The sequence below is a fragment of the Fervidobacterium islandicum genome (assembly GCF_000767275.3).
GTDB classification, from domain to species: domain Bacteria; phylum Thermotogota; class Thermotogae; order Thermotogales; family Fervidobacteriaceae; genus Fervidobacterium; species Fervidobacterium islandicum.
Genome location: NZ_CP014334.2, coordinates 184,432 through 201,477 on the forward strand (window position 1 = coordinate 184,432; position 17,046 = coordinate 201,477).

Annotated in this window: 16 protein-coding genes; 5 read left to right on the forward strand and 11 right to left on the reverse strand. The window is 42.4% G+C overall.

The features are described 5' to 3' along the window. Positions 1-131: 131 nt before the first annotated feature. The 5 genes from NA23_RS00840 to NA23_RS00860 all read right to left on the reverse strand — a co-directional run bounded on the left by NA23_RS00840 (position 132) and on the right by NA23_RS00860 (position 6,161). Positions 132-1,229, reverse strand: coding sequence for an ABC transporter ATP-binding protein (locus NA23_RS00840; RefSeq protein ID WP_033191456.1), 1,098 nt, complete (start codon positions 1,227-1,229; stop codon positions 132-134). A gap of 4 nt (positions 1,230-1,233) precedes the next feature. After that, a complete protein-coding gene (locus tag NA23_RS00845) occupies positions 1,234-2,925 on the reverse strand; it encodes an ABC transporter permease (protein ID WP_033191455.1) in 1,692 nt (563 codons plus the stop codon). A gap of 85 nt (positions 2,926-3,010) precedes the next feature. After that, on the reverse strand, positions 3,011-4,003 hold the full coding sequence (locus tag NA23_RS00850) for an ABC transporter substrate-binding protein (RefSeq protein WP_203225724.1): 993 nt from the start codon (positions 4,001-4,003) through the stop codon (positions 3,011-3,013). A gap of 164 nt (positions 4,004-4,167) precedes the next feature. Beyond that, the gene (locus tag NA23_RS00855; RefSeq protein WP_052107112.1) at positions 4,168-5,139 is read right to left on the reverse strand and encodes an LCP family protein; all 972 of its coding nucleotides are present in this window, start codon (positions 5,137-5,139) and stop codon (positions 4,168-4,170) included. 17 nt (positions 5,140-5,156) lie between these two features. Continuing rightward, positions 5,157-6,161, reverse strand: coding sequence for a glycosyltransferase family 2 protein (locus NA23_RS00860; RefSeq protein WP_033191454.1), 1,005 nt, complete (start codon positions 6,159-6,161; stop codon positions 5,157-5,159). Between the two features lie 110 nt (positions 6,162-6,271). On the opposite strand from NA23_RS00860, the gene NA23_RS00865 reads away from it, so the two are divergent. Genes NA23_RS00865 through NA23_RS00875 form a run of 3 tightly spaced genes read left to right on the forward strand, consistent with a single transcriptional unit; the run spans position 6,272 to position 8,712 of the window. After that, positions 6,272-6,958: an HAD family hydrolase gene (locus tag NA23_RS00865; protein WP_249477103.1), complete on the forward strand. Its 687-nt coding sequence runs from the start codon at positions 6,272-6,274 to the stop codon at positions 6,956-6,958. A 38-nt stretch (positions 6,959-6,996) separates the two neighbouring features. Continuing rightward, entirely contained in the window at positions 6,997-7,920 is a 924-nt protein-coding gene (locus tag NA23_RS00870) for an acetamidase/formamidase family protein (protein ID WP_033191452.1), read from the forward strand. Between the two features lie 42 nt (positions 7,921-7,962). Beyond that, entirely contained in the window at positions 7,963-8,712 is a 750-nt protein-coding gene (locus tag NA23_RS00875) for an acyltransferase (protein WP_033191451.1), read from the forward strand. On the opposite strand, the gene rbsK is transcribed toward NA23_RS00875, so the two are convergent. The 6 genes from rbsK to rbsD form a co-directional block, all read right to left on the reverse strand. Then, positions 8,700-9,614: a ribokinase gene (rbsK, locus tag NA23_RS00880; RefSeq protein ID WP_033191450.1), complete on the reverse strand. Its 915-nt coding sequence runs from the start codon at positions 9,612-9,614 to the stop codon at positions 8,700-8,702. The genes NA23_RS00875 and rbsK overlap by 13 nt on opposite strands. Before the next feature lie 3 nt (positions 9,615-9,617). Continuing rightward, complete coding sequence (locus NA23_RS00885; RefSeq protein WP_033191449.1) at positions 9,618-10,613, reverse strand: LacI family DNA-binding transcriptional regulator; 996 nt, start codon at positions 10,611-10,613, stop codon at positions 9,618-9,620. 68 nt (positions 10,614-10,681) lie between these two features. Beyond that, entirely contained in the window at positions 10,682-11,548 is an 867-nt protein-coding gene (locus NA23_RS00890) for a D-ribose ABC transporter substrate-binding protein (protein ID WP_033191448.1), read from the reverse strand. 23 nt (positions 11,549-11,571) lie between these two features. Next, a complete protein-coding gene (locus NA23_RS00895) occupies positions 11,572-12,501 on the reverse strand; it encodes an ABC transporter permease (protein WP_033191447.1) in 930 nt (309 codons plus the stop codon). Then, positions 12,501-13,979: a sugar ABC transporter ATP-binding protein gene (locus NA23_RS00900; protein WP_033191446.1), complete on the reverse strand. Its 1,479-nt coding sequence runs from the start codon at positions 13,977-13,979 to the stop codon at positions 12,501-12,503. Before NA23_RS00900 ends, NA23_RS00895 begins: the two co-directional genes overlap by 1 nt. Beyond that, positions 13,980-14,366 carry a D-ribose pyranase gene (gene rbsD, locus NA23_RS00905; protein ID WP_033191445.1) on the reverse strand — a complete coding sequence of 129 codons (387 nt, stop codon included), beginning with the start codon at positions 14,364-14,366 and terminating at the stop codon, positions 13,980-13,982. It abuts the gene before it with no gap. A 396-nt stretch (positions 14,367-14,762) separates the two neighbouring features. Between rbsD and NA23_RS00910 the strand changes: the two genes are divergently transcribed. Then, on the forward strand, positions 14,763-15,668 hold the full coding sequence (locus NA23_RS00910) for a radical SAM protein (protein ID WP_033191444.1): 906 nt from the start codon (positions 14,763-14,765) through the stop codon (positions 15,666-15,668). A gap of 59 nt (positions 15,669-15,727) precedes the next feature. Then, on the forward strand, positions 15,728-16,966 hold the full coding sequence (locus NA23_RS00915) for an ATPase (RefSeq protein WP_236938419.1): 1,239 nt from the start codon (positions 15,728-15,730) through the stop codon (positions 16,964-16,966). Positions 16,967-17,046: the final 80 nt, after the last annotated feature.

The window sequence follows — 17,046 nt, forward strand, 5'->3', positions numbered from 1 at the left end:
ACCTCACCATAAGTTTATTTAGTACCCTCCGACACTTTTGTTACTAATGAAAACGAGAGTTTTGATTTACCGTGCTCGAACATCAAAGCGACAAGAAACTTGTCGATAAGACTGCTTTCAAGAGTCCATATTTAATTAGCTTCAGGAATGACCCAAAGACTCTTGTTGGAGAAATATAACTTTAGTTCAGAACCTGGTTGCGGTATACCACTCTCAACTGGGTTAGAAATTGTCGTCTTAAAAACTGTTCCATCCGATGCTACCATCTCGCATTCAACAGCAGCTCCAACAAAGATTGAAGAAATAATTTTCCCTCGTATGAGATTTATCCTCTCTTCATCTTGGAAAGGTACGAGTTTGAAAGCTTCAGGTCTCAGGACAATTTTAACTTTTTGCCCCGGAGTGAGTGAAAAAATGTTCGGTACCGAGATACGCTTATTTTCAAATACACTGCAGAAAATATCGGCAATTTCATTGTTTGCGTTATCGACAGAACCGTCAAACAAATTTACCTTACCGATAAAGTCTGCAACGAACTCATTTTTTGGTTTTGAGTATATCTCAAACGGATTGCCGATTTGCATTATTCTTCCGCCATTCATGACTACAACTAGGTCTGACATGCTCATTGCTTCGATTTGATCATGTGTAACATACACAGTGGTTATATCAAGCTCTTTCTGGATTCTCTTTATCTCGATTCTCATCTGTTCTCTGAGCTTAGCATCAAGATTTGAAAGAGGTTCGTCCAAAAGTAATACGCTCGGTTCTACAACTAGGCTTCTTGCCAATGCAACCCGCTGCTGCTGTCCACCTGAGAGTTGTTCAGGCCTCCGCTTTTCAAGACCAATTAATCCTACTATTTCCATTATCCATTTGACTTTCTGCTTTACTTCAAAGTTTGGCAATTTTTTTATCCTGAGTCCAAAGGCTATATTCTCTTCGACCGTCATATGAGGAAAAAGGGCGTAACTTTGAAACACCATGGAGATATTTCGCTTATTAGGTGGTTCATTTGTGACGTCAGCACCGTCGAGTATGATTTTTCCAGAAGTGGGTATCTCGAAACCCGCAATCATCCTCAAAGTTGTAGTTTTACCACAGCCTGATGGACCCAGCAGAGTAACAAATTGTCCCTTTTCAACTCTTAAATCAAACGCTTCAACCGCTACAGTTTCAGTTCCATAATTTCTGAATACCTTTGTTAATCCTTTTAATTCAAGACTCATTTTCTCAACCCCTTACCGAAGTATAGTTACTTATGCTAACTTTATTCTTCAAGAATATTTTCAAAACGCCGATAAAAACCATTATAATTAAGGTAAGCAAGGTGGAGAAGGCACAAGCCTCTGAAAGTCTGCCCGATTCGGTTTGACTTAGAATTTGGACGGTGATAAGATTCCACCGACTCGAAACCAAAAATATTGCAGCACTTATCGCAGTCATTGCTCTCACAAATGCAAAGACAAGAGCTGAGAAGAAAGCAGGGGTTATCAATGGCAAGGTAATCTTCGCAAATACTTGCCTGTTGTTTGCCCGCAATGTAAATGCTGCTTCCTCAATTGAAGGATCAACTTGGTTGAGCAAGGCGATACCTGATTGAATTCCAACAGGCATATAACGAAATACGAAATTCAGAACCAAGATAGTCAACGTGCCTGTTAGAAGTAAAGGTGGCTTATTGAAAGCCAAAATGTACCCAATTCCAATGACTGTACCCGGTACTGCAAAACTAAGAAGTGATATGAACTCCATAACTCTCTTGCCTGGAAAGATTTTTCGGACAACTAAGAATGCTATTACCATACCAAAAACAGCTGAAATGGGTGTCGAAATCGATGCAATGGTAAGAGTTCCCCTAATCGCACTTCGCCCGACATCGAAGATGTATTTGAAATTGTCAAGTGTGAATTGATTGTTTGCACCCCAGGCTTTTGTAAACGCCCCCCAAAATATGATTCCGTAAACCAAAAGTATAAACAGTACGATAAACAAACATATGCTGAAAAGTATCCATTTTACAGGTTCGCTCACACTCTTGAGTACAGAGATAGTCGGCTTTCCAGTTACTGTGTAGTACTTTTTCTTCTCAAGAAAGTACTTTTGAATTATAAAAGCCAGCAGCGATGGAATTAATAACCAAACGGATAATGTTGCACCACTTCTTAGGTCGTACATCCCTGTTATTTGAAGATAGGCCTGGACAGAAAGTATTGGGAACTTGCTTCCTGCAAGTATCAACGGATTACCAAAATCCGCAAGAGACTCAATGAAGAGCACAAGCATAGTGCTTGCGATACCAGGAACAGATAGAGGCAAAACGACTTTGTAGAAAACTTGCCATCGGCTAGCTCCTAGGTTGAAAGCTGCATCTTCTAAAGTCGGGCTTATTGTTGAAAGTACACCATCAAGGGTTATAAAAGCAACAGGGAAAAAACAAAGTACTTGCGCTAACATCAGACCGGGTAGGCCATAAATGTAGATGTTTGAGAATCCAAGCAATTTTGATGTTATGAGGCCATTTGCACCAAAGAGCATAATGAGTGAGAGTGCACCCACAAATGGAGGAAAAATGACTGGCATTATGGCAATTGTTCTAAAGAATGATTTGAACGGAATGTCTGTTCTGTTAATCGTGTATGCAAACAAATAACCAACAGCTGTGCCGAGTAAAGCAGTGAGAAACGCTACTAAGAGACTATTTACAAAACCGCGTCTGAAGTAGTTGTTTTGTAAAGCGTTTTTGTAGACTTCCAACGTGAAGTTACCATTGCTATCGGTCAGGCTTATCTGGAAGATTTTATACAGTGGGAATATTATGAAAATTACCAAAAGTGCAAAAACGACAAATATTGTTGTAAGCAATGCAGGTTCTTTCAAAAGTTTAAGCAGGTACGATTTTAATTCACCCTTAGAGTAGTTCATTACGATCACCTCACAACAAGCTTTGTGCAAGTCAAGTAACAGAAAAAGGGGCACATGGCCCCTTTTTCTTCAATTGGGGAAGAGCTTAATAGGGTAAAACCTCGTTTATCCACCTGTTCACAATTCTTGTTTTATTGTCGGCAGCCCACTTCGGATCTACGTGAATGAGTTTTATCGATGAGAGTGAAGGGAGATTTCCAAAATCAACATCTGTTCGAATCGGATAGAAGTATGTTTTTTGGTTGATAATTTCCTGCTGTCCCTTTTTTGAAATGACCCACTCAACAAGTTTTTGAGCTTCTTCAATATTTTTCGCACCCTTTATAATCGACATACACGCAACTTCGTACGGTACTCCTTCTTTCGGGAAAACAATCTTCACATTGTAACCTTGATCCATGAATTGGAAGAACGCAGGTGTGAACTGGATTCCAAAGACTGCTTCGCCAATTGCTACTGCCTTGGAAGGAGCTGTACCGCTCTGTGTATACGTTTGGACGTTTGGAGCCATTAATTTCAGAAATTTCATAGCAGCATCCTCACCCAAGATTTTTATTAGGCCAGTTACGAAAGTATACCCGGTACCGGAAGACTGTGGGTTAGGATACTGTATTGTTTTTTTATACACACTCTTCAGCAGGTCGTTCCAGCTCTGAGGTAGTGGGAGCTTGAGCTTCTCCAGCATTGTCATATTTACACCTATACCGAGCGGGTTCATGTATATCGGATAGTAGTATCCTTCCTTGTCGTAAAATCTTGTCGATATCTCTTTGGGAACTGTTATCTTGAATGGTTGTGTTAATCCTCTTTCTTTGGCAATAATGTGGTTTTCCATTGGAGCACCAAACCAGACATCTGCTTGCGGATTTTGCTTCTCTGCCTCGATTCGAGCTAAAGCAGGACCTGAAGAAAGGAAGACAAAATCAACATCTATTCCAGTGTCTTTGGTAAATGCACTAAGTATTTTTCGTGCGTTTGCTTCATCAACACTTGAATAGACAATTAACTTCTTCGAAAATGCCACGTTGGTAACAAGGAGAGACAATACAAGTAATACAAACAGTAACTTTTTCAACATTCTTTCACCTCCAGTTATTTTGGTATGAAGGTATTTTAATATAAAGAACTTTGTGAACAAAATTGAAAAATCACGCGAATACAAGCGTATAATAGGCTTAAGATTAAAAATCCAAGGTTATCTTAACGCTGCTCACAGAAGCACTGCCAGAGAGTATAACCTCTTCAGGGGTTTGAAGGCAGACCAGTCTCAAAGAACTCATGTAAGGCCTGGATGTTCTTTTCAATATCAGTGTCAAATATCCATTGCTTCACACCATCGATAACAGTGTATCCTTCTCGGAAAGAACCGTTGATTGGTATTCTGATGCGTTCAAGTGTATATTTTGAGTAATTTTTTGTTGCAAGTGAAATTATTTCGCTTCGTGTTAAGTTTGTTTCGATATACGGCAACACCATGTCAATTATACGCAGCTTTGTGGAAATGGAAGCGTTCTTTAGCTTTTCGAATACTTGTTCGAGAACCCGCTGTTGTCGTTGGACTCTTTCATAGTCTCCATTGCCTACGTACCTTATTCTTACATAACCGAGAGCTTGTCTACCATTAAGTCGTTGTAACCCGGGGCGTTTTACTTCAGGTACATCACCGCCTATGAGGTTTTTAACTTCTCGCATGTTTATGTTTATATGCTCCAGTTCATAGTACTTAACGTCTATATCAACCCCACCAACCGCATCGATTATCTTTTCAAATCCACGGAAATCGACGGTAGCATACTTTGTTAGCGAGAGCTTGAAGGTTCGGTTTAGTGTTGAAAGTGCCAATTTAGGTCCTCCAAGTTCGTACGCACTGTTGATTTTCCGCTTGCCGTAGGTTGGAACATATACATAAAGGTCACGCATTATCGAAGCAAGTTTGATTTTCTTCTTTGCGTGGTCAATTAGTAGTATCATGATCGTATCACTGCGGGCACGTTCTCCTTCTTGTCTTGCATCTAATCCGAAGAGTGCGATTGCGAATTTCGATGATGTTGACTTTTCAGTTTGGCCCTCAGTATGAGCATTAACCTCTTCAGGTTTGAATTCTGCCGTGAAAGTAATATGCGAGATTTTTGTCTCGAAATATATCCACAGGATGAATCCGGTGATTGATATTGTGAGTAGAATCGCCAAGAGAGTTTTTAAAAACGAGCCCAACGGTGATGCCTCCCTTTCTATTCTGCCTTTTTGACAAGTCCAACAAGTGAACCTGTTCCGTACGATATGTGCAAAATCAAGAATGAAGTTAACGTATAGAAAAATATGCTATTGTCGTTGTGTTTGGTGCTTACAGATGCCGAGAATATGGTAACCATTGCTAAGTAAAGTGAAAGAGGAACCAAGCCAAGTAGTTTAAAGAAAGTTGGGATGACCAGAATTGAGAGGGTTACAGCCAAAATGAGTAGATAAATGACAAAAAACAAAGGAATTAAGTGCCTTAGCTTGTATGCTTTTTTCACGTGCTTTCGGCTGTGGGTAACCCAAAATCCGTTTGAAAAGTTGTTTTGCCAAAGTCCTTTGAATGTATCTCTGGCAAAGTAGTACACTTTTGCTTGTGGAACGAGCATGATTCTATATCCCGCATCTTTGAGCCTTATGTTGAATTCTATATCCTGATTTCTTGTCAATCTTTCATCGAACAGTCCGACCTTTTCAAAGATTTCTTTTTTGTAAATTCCATAAGCTACCGTGTCGACGTATTCATTCTTCTGAGCGCCTGTTCTGTACTTTGCCCCACCAACTCCGAATGGATGTTTCAATACCTCAGCTATTGCAATAGCTTTTGGAGTGTTGCTTCTTGGAAGTGTCTCCATAAGTCCGCCAGCTACATCGCACATGTTCTGCTCAAGCACATTCACGCAAGTAGATATGTAATTACTTGAGTACGTGGCATGTCCGCTTGCTATCATGATGTATTCACCAGATGCGTTCTGAATACCGATGTTTAGCCCAGCTGGTGTGTGGCGTTTAGGGTTTTCAAGGAGTTTTATTTTTCCTGGATGTTTTTCGATGTATCGTTCAACTATCTGCCTTGTTTTGTCTGTGCTCATTCCATCAACGACAATTATTTCGATATTTTCATATTCGTTTTCAAGAAGGCTTTCGATGGTTTTAGAAACGGTCTTTTCTTCGTTTCGAACGGGGAGAACTACTGAAACGAGTGGTTCATTTTGGCTCATTAGACTACCTCCACATGGATTTGTTTTCTTATCTTGCACTGATAGTATAACTCAAAGTTTTGTGTTTTTGAATACGTTCAGCCATCACTTATTAACAATTTAAAACTGTGGTGGTAAAATCTTGGTGGAGTGCTGAACTGAGAAAACTTTTGAAAGGGAGTGATTACATGCAAGGAAGTGCTCAAAGAGAAATAGACACCGTGGTCTTCGATTTGGGGAGAGTGCTCATACACTGGGACCCATATGGGTATATGGTTGAGAAGTTTGGCGAGGATGTAGCAAAACGGTTGATGGAAAGGGTTTTCAATGTCCCGGAATGGAATTTGATGGATAAGGGTGAGATTTCTGAAGCACAGCTTTGGAGGATCATGGAGGAAAGGTATCCTGAAGATGCTCAGTACATCAGGCACATGAAAAATGCAGTGTTGAGCTTGCTAAAACCGATTGAAGAGAATGTGAGCCTGTTGCCTTCTTTGAAAGTGCACGGATACAGGTTGTGCGTGCTTTCGAATTTCAGTTATAAATCTTTTGAATACGTGTATAACACGTTTGAGTTTTTCAAATACTTCGACTGCATGGTGATTTCAAGCCATGTGAAGAAGATTAAGCCAAACGAGGACATCTTCTACGAGCTGATGGAACGATGCGGTGTGAAACCCTCGACTTCATTGTTCATCGATGATAGGGCGGATAACATTGAAACAGCCATCAGGCTCGGGTTCAATGTGATTCATTTGACGGAATATGGTAAGCTCAAGGAAAAACTGGAAGAGGTTTTGAAGATGGAACTTTACTGAAATGCTGAAAATCTTACGATAGTGTTGGGGGGATGGGCATGGGGAATGCGAGACATCGTATATCGGCTGAACACAGGATTTATGCGTTTTGCTCAGATGTTAAGCCTGCTTTGTTTGTAGAGAGCGGTGATGAGGTAGAGTTCGAAACACTGGATTGTTTTTCCAACCAGATTAGAAGCTGCGAAGATAAGCTGGAAAATTTGAATTGGTCTGAAGTTAATCCGGCAACGGGACCTGTTTTTGTCAATGGCTCAATGCCTGGGGATGTCTTGGAAATTGAAATAATCGACATTGAAGTGGCTGAAAGAGGGGTAATGGTCACTGGCAAGGGCTTGGGCCCACTAGGAGAGAGGTTTGAAGAGTATTTCACTAAGATTGTGGAAATAAAAGATGGAAAGGCGATTTTTAACGGATTAAAGTTACCCATAGAACCTATGATCGGCGTCATTGGTGTTGCACCAAAAGAGGGCTGTGTCAACTGCGGAACGCCGGGATACCACGGTGGTAACCTCGACACAAAGTACATTAAGAAAGGTGCGAAAGTGCTGTTGCCTGTTTCTGTCGAAGGTGCGCTGCTTGCACTTGGAGATTTGCACGCACTGATGGGTGATGGGGAAATCTGCGGGACTGGCATTGAAGTGCCCGGAAAGGTAGTTGCTAAGGTGAGAGTGAGAAAGGGTTTAAAGTTGAAAAATCCAATGGTGATTTGTGAAGAAGGTGTGTTTGCACTCGCATCAGCTCAGAGTTTGGACGAGGCGGTCAAGTGTGCAGTGGAAAATATGGCGGAGGTTATAACAAGCTATTCTGAGATCCCGCTGGAAGAACTCGTGATGCTGATGAGCATCGTTGGAGATACTCAAATTTCACAAATCGTTGATCCACTTGTGACAGCAAGGTTCAGAATGCCAGTGAATGTGCTTAGACAGTTGGGGATTGATGTTTTTTTAGATCTGCTTGGTTAGGAATATCAAAACGTGTGTTAAATGATTTCAAGGAGGGGTTCTATGATTTCACCAAGTGCTAAGATTGGTAAAAACGTAATGTTCGGTGAGAATGTTGTGATTGAGGGGAACGTTGTGATAGGTGATAATGTTGTTATCGGGCACAACGTAGTGATACGAAAAGATACTGTAATCGGTGAAGGGAGCGTTATTGGGGATAATACCGTTCTGGGGAAAAAACCGTTCAAGGCATCGGCATCGGCAACCACCGATGAGAAAGAACTTGAGCCTCTTGTAATTGGTAAATACGTTACCATCGGTGCTGGGTGTGTGGTGTACAGAGGAGCTGTGTTGCACGATTTCGTATTCGTCGGGGATTTGGCGAGCATTAGGGAAGATGTAGAGATTGGGGAGTATACGATAATCGGTAGAGGGGTGGCTGTTGAGAATAAGACGAAGATAGGCAAGTATGTGAAGATAGAGACGAATGCGTACATAACTGCGATTTCGACGATAGAAGATTACTGTTTCGTCGCACCGAACGTGACTTTCACAAATGATAACTTCTTGGGAAGAACGGAAGAAAGAAAGAAGTACTTCAAAGGACCTACACTGAAGAAAGGTGCAAGGATTGGTGCGAATTCGACAATACTGCCGGGTGTAGTCATAGCTGAAGATACTCTGGTTGCCGCTGGTTCTGTTGTGACTAAAGACACGATGCCAAGGAAAATATACCTCGGCGTGCCAGCAAAGGAATTCAAAGATGTCCCATCTGAGCAATTGTTGGAGAATCAGGTGTATTACAAGGGGTAAGTGTTTTTAAAATCTTCGACCTCATGTCTTGTGGGAATTGAAGGTTGAGCACCTTTCCTTGTAACAGATATGGCTGCAGAAATGTTGGCAAACTTTATAGCTTCAAGGATATCTTTGCCTTCACTTAATGAAACAGCCAGCGCACCGTTAAAAACATCGCCGGCCGCCGTTGTGTCAACGGCGGTTACTTTTATTGTTGGTACATGATGAATCATGCTGGAATCGATGTATGTTGCACCTTTATCTCCCAACTTGACGATCATAGCTTTTAGACTCAATTCTTTCATCCTCTTGAAGCTTTCTTCTATTGAATGAAAAGAACCGAATAATTGTTCGCTTATACTTTTGAGTTCCTCTTCGTTTGGTGTTAGGTAATCAACATAGTTAAAGATCTCAGGTTGAATACTCTGAGCAGGTGCGGGGTCGAAGATAACAGTTTTTCCCGCCTCTTTGAATAATCTGGCGGCTGCAAGAGTGGTCTCGTACGGTACTTCGTTTTGGATAAGCAGAATATCACCCTTCAGCAGTTCATCTTTCGCATTTAGTACCATTTCTTTCGATAAGGTATCGTTTGCGCCAGGATTGATTATTATCCTGTTCTCACCAGAGATGGTAACTTCGATGAACGCCATACCTGTTGAAACTCCACTGACAACCCTGTATCCGTGTATTTTCTCACGTTCGTAGTTCTCAATCAAGGTTTTACCATATTGGTCGTCACCTACGGCCGTAAGAAAGTACACAGGCTGCTGGGATAAACGCGCAACTGCAACAGCTTGGTTTGCTCCTTTTCCACCAGGAAAATACTCAAGTTTAATCAATTTCTGCGTCTCACCCGGCTTTGTAAAGTGCTCCACTGTAAGCACTATGTCCATATTTGAACTGCCAACAACGGTAATCAATTTTCATATCCTCCTTTTCGTAGATTCACGAACTACCAGCTCAGGTTCTAAAATGATGCCCTCGGTTGTCATCAGTTGCTCCTTTATCATTTTTAATAGTAATTCACAAGCTTTTTGACCCATTTCGTACATCGGCTGACGTACAGTAGTCAGGGCGGGCTTGTAGTGTCTGCTGAACGGTATATCGTCGAAGCCTGTTACACTTACCTGTTCTGGAACACGTATTCCTCTGTCTTCGAGAGCATCTATGACTCCAAAGGCAATCAGATCATTTCCGCACAGTATCGCGTCAAATTCCACAGGATTACTTAACTGCGAAGCGAATTTGTAACCCGCTTCGTACGAAAAGCTTGTGAAATGATGTTCGTACTTGTACTTTCCCGATTTCATTCTCTGCAAAAACGCTTCGTAACGTTGTTTTGCGCTGAATGTGTTTTTATCGCCGTTGATGAAAAGAAAACTCTTGTGGCCATCATCTAATAGATGATCAACCAAAAGACTTATTCCCCTTTTGTTATCGACAATGACGTACGAGGAATTCACACCGCGAATGATTCTATCAAGAAAGACCACTTTTAATCCTTGTTCAATTTTGCGAAGCAGTTTGGGATTTGAATCTCCAGAGCCTGTGAAAAGCAAGCCGTCGATATGTTTGGAGAGTAAAGCTTCAAGTATGTGGTTCTCTTCATTTTTGTCTTGATCGGAACTTCCAAATATGAGAGTGTAACCATGCTGTCTGAGGTAGTCTTCAGCACCTCGAACGATGTTTGCGAAGAACGGGTTCGTTATATCCGGAAGTATGAAACCAATCGTCTTTGTAGCTCCGTTTCTCAAACTACGTGCTATGCTACTGGGGGAATACCCTAGCTCTTGTACAGCTTGGATAACCTTTTCCCTTAGTTCTTCCGAGACTGGGGCAGAGTTTGTTAGCACCCTTGAGACCGTAGAGATCGAAACACCAGCTTTCTTTGCAACATCTTTAATGCTTATTTTTTTCATTTGTGTCCTCCCCGTTTGCGAAATTCAAAGCCCAGGGGATTTCCCCCGGGCGCCAGAATAATTTTACCTTATTTCTTCACAAGTTCCAACTCAACTGGTATGAATATCGTCTTTGTTTTCAGATATTCGTAAGCCTTTTGGACAGCGAGCTGTCCCATGAGATATGGTTGCTGTGCTACTGTGGCTGCCATTTCTCCCTTCTTAACTGCCTCAAGTGCGTCTGGGATCGCATCGAAACCAACTACGATTATCTTTCCAAGTTTCTTAGCGGCTCTAATCGCTTCGATTGCACCAAGTGCCATTTCATCGTTCTGAGCGAAAACGGCATCGATGTCTGGATAAGCCTGGAGGATATTTTCCATAACCCTCATACCTTCTGCTCTGTTGAAGTTAGCAACCTGCTCGGCCACCAGTTGTATGCCTGGGTATTTCTTTAACTCTGTCTTGAAACCTGTGCCCCTGTCCCTGGCTGCTGATGTTCCCGGAATTCCTACAAGCATAACGACTTTTCCTTTACCTTTCAGTTGTTCGGCGATGAATTTAGCTGCCATGGCACCACCAGCGACGTTATCTGATGCTATGTGGACGACAACTTGACCACCCGCAGCTGCTCGGTCAACTGTTATCACCGGAATCTTTGCTTTGTTTGCGGCCTCGATAGCTGGAACAATCGCCGCACTGTCCGTTGGGTTGATTATTATGAGATCAACTTTTTTTTGTATTAGGTCTTCAATGTCGTTGAGTTGTTTGGCTGGTTTATCTTGAGCGTCGACAACTAACAATGTGATGCCGAGCTCTTTAGCAGCTGCCATAGCTCCGTCCCTAAGTGTGACGAAGAATGGGTTGTTAAGTGTCGAGAGCGAAAGACCTACTTTGAAGCTAAACGCATAGACCGCCAAAAGCACTACCGCGAGAACGAGAACCAACCTTTTCATACCCTTCACCTCCCAAAAGTGTGCTACCCTTCACGTTCGACCAGTACGGCCGTGAGAATAACGATGCCCTTCACTGCGTCTTGGTAAAATGGAGAGACGTTTAGAATGTTCATTCCATTGTTGAGAATGCCCATGATCAAAGCTCCGAAAAATGTCCCTAACACAGAGCCCTTGCCTCCAGATAAACTTGCTCCGCCGAGTACAACCGCTGCTATTGCATCAAGCTCGTACCCTACACCGAAAGTTGGTTGTGCGCTGTTCAACCTTGAAGTCAAGATAACAGCACTCACGGCCGTTAGCACGCCGCTCAAGATGTAAAAACTGATTTTGTATAGGTCTACTTTCACACCGCTGAGCTTTGAAGCAAGCTCGTTTCCGCCGATTGAATACGCATAGAGGCCGAACTTGGTGTATCTAGTTAGATAAAACATGAGAAGGAGTAAAGAGAACATTATAATCACGGGAACGGGTATGCCGAGTATATCCCCTGCACCAATAAAGCGGAAAGAACTTGGGAAGCCCGTTATGGGCATACCTTCCATGTACGCTAACGTTAAGCTCCTGGCTATCGCCATCGTTGCGAGTGTAACAATGAACGGTTGGAGCCTTCCCTTCGCTATTACAAATCCATTGAAAAATCCAAACCCAGCACCGACCAAAAGAGCAGCGAGAATTCCCAGTAATATGGAGCCACCTTTTGCGATGGTGGACGCCAGAATCGCTGCAGATAGTGCAAAGACCGAACCTACCGATAGGTCGATACCTCCGGAGATTATTACAACGGTCATTCCAAAAGCAATAATCGCTTGCATAGAAACTTGCCTTAGCACGTTCACAAAATTCGATAGCGTGAAGAATCTGTCCGATAGAAGGCTGAATAGCACAACCACTCCTACAAGACCAACCACAGCAGGGTATTCCCGTAGCTTGGCAGTAATTTTTCTCCAACTCATCAGTCGTCAACCCCCGTAGCAAGTTTTATGATTCTTTCTTCCGATAGTTCGTGACGGTCGAGTATACCCATAGAGCGGCCCCTGTGCATCACAAGGACCCTGTCGCAAAGTCCAAGTATTTCGGGAAGTTCTGAGGATATAAATATCACTCCGACACCTTCGTTTGCCAACCTGTTGACGATGTTGTAGACCTCAACCTTCGTTGCGACGTCTATCCCTCTTGTTGGTTCAACAAGCATGACCAATCTGGGAGTTTTTCTCAGTACTTTGGCCAAAACAACCTTTTGCTGGTTACCTCCCGAAAGTGTCTTGACTTTCTGATATATGCTAGTTACCTTGATGGAGTACTTCTTAACTTCCTCAGAAGCTAAAACCTTGGCCTTTTTCCAAGAAATATGCAGACCTCTGGAGACCTCGTTCGTGTTTTGCAGAACGATGTTTTTTGTTACGTCTAATTCAAGAACCAATCCCATCTTTTTCCTATCTTCGGGAACTAAAGCTATTCCATGCTCGAGCATGTTTTTTGATGGCTGGAGCTCGTTGTTGTTCAACACCATCTTTGACCAATTCGCTGGTAAATGCCCGAAAATCCCCAATGCGATTTCCGATTTTCCTGATCCGACCAAACCCGCTATACCGAATATCTCACCTTTCCGAACATCAAACGTTACGTTTTTTACGAAGGTCCCTACTGAAAGGTTTTCTACGGCGAATATAGTCTCTTTTTCGGGACGGTTGAACTTGGGGTACATCTCTTCGATTTTTCTACCAACCATCATTCTTATCAGTTCTTCGCGGTCAACCTCGGTTATATGCTTGACTCCGATAAGTTCGCCGTCCCGAAGAACCGCTACTCGATCCGCAATCTGATAGATCTCCTCAAGCCTGTGCGATATAAAGATTACAGAAACCCCTTTGGCTTTTAGGCCCTTTACGATTTCGAAAAGCCTCTCGGCTTCATATTCTGTGATTGTTGCCGTGGGTTCGTCCATGATTATTATGCGGGCATTCAAGAATAAAGCTTTTGCGATAGATACCAACTGCTTTTCTGATGTATTTAGATTTTTCACCTTCTCATCCGCTCTTATGTTGAATTTAAGGCTGTCAAGTAATTCACTGACGACCTTAAACGCCTTTTTCTTTGAAAAAGAAAATCCTTTCACGTTTCCAACGAAGATGTTTTCAGCCACGGTGAGTTCTTCGAAAAGGTTCAATTCTTGGTGTATAGTGGAGATTCCGGAAGCGATTGCCTCGGTTGGATCTTTGAAGTTGACCTTCTTGCCTAGGTAGTATATTTCTCCTGAGTCGGCTTTGTGCACACCACTTATGATTTTTATGAGCGTACTCTTGCCAGCACCGTTCTCTCCGACAAGTGCAAGGACCTCTTTTTCGTGAACGTCCAAGCTGACATCTTTCAGCGCCTGGACACCGGGAAATGTCTTGCTAACGTTTCTTACTTCAAGTATCTTCTCAGACATTCAAAAGATCACCCCAGATACAAGTATCGCGTTAGAGTACGGTGTTGTGTCTCCAGTTCTGATGACAGCTTTGCATCTCTTCGTTATTTCTTTCAGTTCTTCGTGTGTGACCTTTTGTATTTCTACTCCAGGCAGCTTTTCTTGGAGGTCGGCTATAAAAGATTCTTTCGACTCACTGGCTATGATTATTTTTTCGACTTGAAGCTCTTTCAAAACAACTTCCAAGGTTTCTGAAAACAGGGGTTTTCCGTAATCCAAGACAATATCTATTCTTTCAACGCTATCAGGTATTGGAAAACCCAAGTCAACAACGGCTATCATGTCCTTGTGCCCCATTGAAGCTATAACCTTCGCGATTTGAGAATTGAAAATACCTGCCTTCTTCAAATGTTTCACCTCCTACAACAATGATGGGTTGACCAACTTTGAAAACTCTTGCCTTGTTCTTTCTTCTGAAAACGTTTTCGAAAACGTTTTCAAGGGTATATTATCACACACCAATGATAATACCAAGTATAGAAACTTCAAGAATAACGACATCTCGTTAATCAATCAAAAGAATTTGGCTTTTCAAACATCCTGAAGTAAGAAAATAGAGATTTTTTCTGGAAATAAGGGACAGTCGCGAAAAAGTAAAATAGCGCAAATGAGAATCCTCCATGAAAGATGGACAATAAATAAGTTCATCGTGTGATACAATTTTTATTAGGCAATCTACACAGCTAGGTGGAACAAGACATGTCTAGACCTGCGGAGATTTTCCAGCGGAGGCGTGAATGATTGATGACACCGGGCTATGCGGAAAAACTCCCAGACGGTTCGTTAGAACTCAGGGCAAAAGAACTCATGAGCCATCTTGAAGAGTGTGATTTGTGTCCTCATATGTGCAAGGTGAATAGATTTGAGGGCAAACTGGGGTTTTGCAGAGCGAGTGCGGATGTTGAAATTGCAAGTTTTGGTCCTCACTTTGGGGAAGAGTCCGTGCTCGTTGGTAGGAACGGTTCTGGGACCATCTTCTTCACGCACTGCAATATGCGGTGTGTGTTTTGCCAAAACTACCACATAAGCCAGCTTGGAGAGGGAAGAAGGGTTAGCGTTGAAGAACTTGCAGAAATTATGTTAACACTTCAAAAAATGGGTTGCCACAACATCAACCTCGTCACTCCTACGCATTACATCCCGCAGATTGTGTCTGCTTTGGTGATTGCTGCTGAGAATGGATTGAATATCCCTTTGGTCTACAACTGCGGTGGGTATGAAAGGAGAGAGATTATAGCCCTGCTTGATGGTATAGTGGATATATACATGCCCGATTTTAAGTACGGTGATAATGAGAGAGCAAAGTGCTATTCTATGGTTGTAAATTACGCAAAACATGCCAAAGAATCGCTTATCGAAATGCAAAGGCAGGTTGGAGATTTGGTTGTCGATGAGCGTGGGATAGCCATGAGAGGTTTGATAATCAGGCATTTGGTGATGCCCAACAACGTCGCAGAAAGCAAAAAGGTGCTGGAGTTCGTAGCAAAGGAAGTATCACCAAAAGCGTATTTGAATATCATGGCTCAGTATTATCCAACGTTCAAAGCACACATATATCCAGAAATCGCAAGGAGAATAACTTACAAAGAATACGAAGAAGTCCTTGAGATTGCCAAGTCGATAAGTTCTGAGTTTAGGTTCGCTGATTAGTTGGTTCGTTAGTTTGTGCATCTGTCGAGCCTGTCCGAAATTTGTCGAGCTTGTCGACGGTGTCGAGCGAAACAAGTTTAGTGTATGGTATAATTGAGCTGGGAGAACTTGGAAATGGATTTTCTAAGAATTGGGGTGAAATAGTGCGAGAGAACGTTTCTGTTCTTATTCCACTTTTGGTTGATAGACCTTTGGATGAGACAGGCTCCATTTGGTTGGTGAACAGGGAAAGGGAGATCGGGTACCTCAGCAACGTTGCATTGCACTTTCCTTTTGGTGTGTTCGGGGTAGCTGGCGAGACTGGTATTGGGAAGACAACAGTGCTCAACTTTGTGAAACCGAAAGGTGTCTACGCTGAGATGGTCAACATTTCGCTCAGGGATACGATGGAAAGTATACTGTACGATTTGCTCTATTCGTTGGCTTCGAAGTTGGAGAATGACGACGACGTCAGCGATGTTGCAAGGGAGTGCAAAGAATGGATTACAAAAGAAGTATCCACATTGAAGGGATTTTCACTCGCAATTACGTTGCTTGGAACTGCTGAAGCAAAGTTCGAAAAAGCGAAAGCCCCACGCTTTAATTTTTTCGGTGCACGTGAACGGCTCGGGATGCTTCTGGAGAAAACTATCAAAGCGAAAGGTAAGTTCTTGCTGATAATCGATGAATTGGACAAGGAAAGAAAGGAAGACGTACTGAAGGTCATTGATGCCCTGAAAAATCAGATGCTTCTTGATAACTTGGTGGTCATATTCTCTTTGCCGTTTGCTATATACAGAGAGTACCTAACCGATAGGATGCGTTGGAACGAAGCGGGCAATTTGGAGAATGTTTTTAAAGATATTGTCTTCTTGGAGCCCCTAAAGGCTTTGGATATCAAAGAAATGGTCGCTAAGAGGTTGAAAGAGCATTTGGACCTTCTTGAACCAGAGGTGTTAGATGTCGTTGCCGACTTTACGGATGGAAATCCAAGGGACGGGTTGTGGATATTGTCCAAAAGTATCTACGATAACATTGGCGAATCTAAACTTAAGAAAGAGCACGTGGTGAGAACGATAAATAGGTTCGTTAAAGAATATGTTTCAATTGCAGGCTTAACGGAGAACCAGAGGAGAGCAATTAGTTTATTGAAAGATTATTTCGGCCCCAGAGATGGAATACTGGAAATACTCCAAAAGAGCGGTTTTAAACGAACAACCGCATATTCTGTTCTTGATCAGCTGATTGAGAAGAGATTTTTAATAATCCGCGAAGGTAATTACAGGATCTCTGGAAAATTCAAGTTCGTTGACTTCTGAATGCTGTCGAGCCTGTCCGAAATTTGTCGAGCTTGTCGACGGTGTCGAGCGGGTGAGAGGTAATATCGGCTTTGAAAGGG

Bases quoted from the DNA above. Each gene is read 5' to 3' on its own strand.
- NA23_RS00860 (WP_033191454.1), bottom strand. From the start codon at position 6,161: ATGAGCCAAAATGAACCACTCGTTTCAGTAGTTCTCCCCGTTCGAAAC.
- NA23_RS00870 (WP_033191452.1), top strand. From the start codon at position 6,997: ATGGGGAATGCGAGACATCGTATATCGGCTGAACACAGGATTTATGCG.
- NA23_RS00845 (WP_033191455.1), bottom strand. From the start codon at position 2,925: ATGAACTACTCTAAGGGTGAATTAAAATCGTACCTGCTTAAACTTTTG.
- NA23_RS00885 (WP_033191449.1), bottom strand. From the start codon at position 10,613: ATGAAAAAAATAAGCATTAAAGATGTTGCAAAGAAAGCTGGTGTTTCG.
- NA23_RS00895 (WP_033191447.1), bottom strand. From the start codon at position 12,501: ATGAGTTGGAGAAAAATTACTGCCAAGCTACGGGAATACCCTGCTGTG.
- NA23_RS00875 (WP_033191451.1), top strand. From the start codon at position 7,963: ATGATTTCACCAAGTGCTAAGATTGGTAAAAACGTAATGTTCGGTGAG.
- NA23_RS00840 (WP_033191456.1), bottom strand. From the start codon at position 1,229: ATGAGTCTTGAATTAAAAGGATTAACAAAGGTATTCAGAAATTATGGA.
- NA23_RS00850 (WP_203225724.1), bottom strand. From the start codon at position 4,003: ATGTTGAAAAAGTTACTGTTTGTATTACTTGTATTGTCTCTCCTTGTT.
- NA23_RS00910 (WP_033191444.1), top strand. From the start codon at position 14,763: ATGACACCGGGCTATGCGGAAAAACTCCCAGACGGTTCGTTAGAACTC.
- NA23_RS00890 (WP_033191448.1), bottom strand. From the start codon at position 11,548: ATGAAAAGGTTGGTTCTCGTTCTCGCGGTAGTGCTTTTGGCGGTCTAT.
- NA23_RS00900 (WP_033191446.1), bottom strand. From the start codon at position 13,979: ATGTCTGAGAAGATACTTGAAGTAAGAAACGTTAGCAAGACATTTCCC.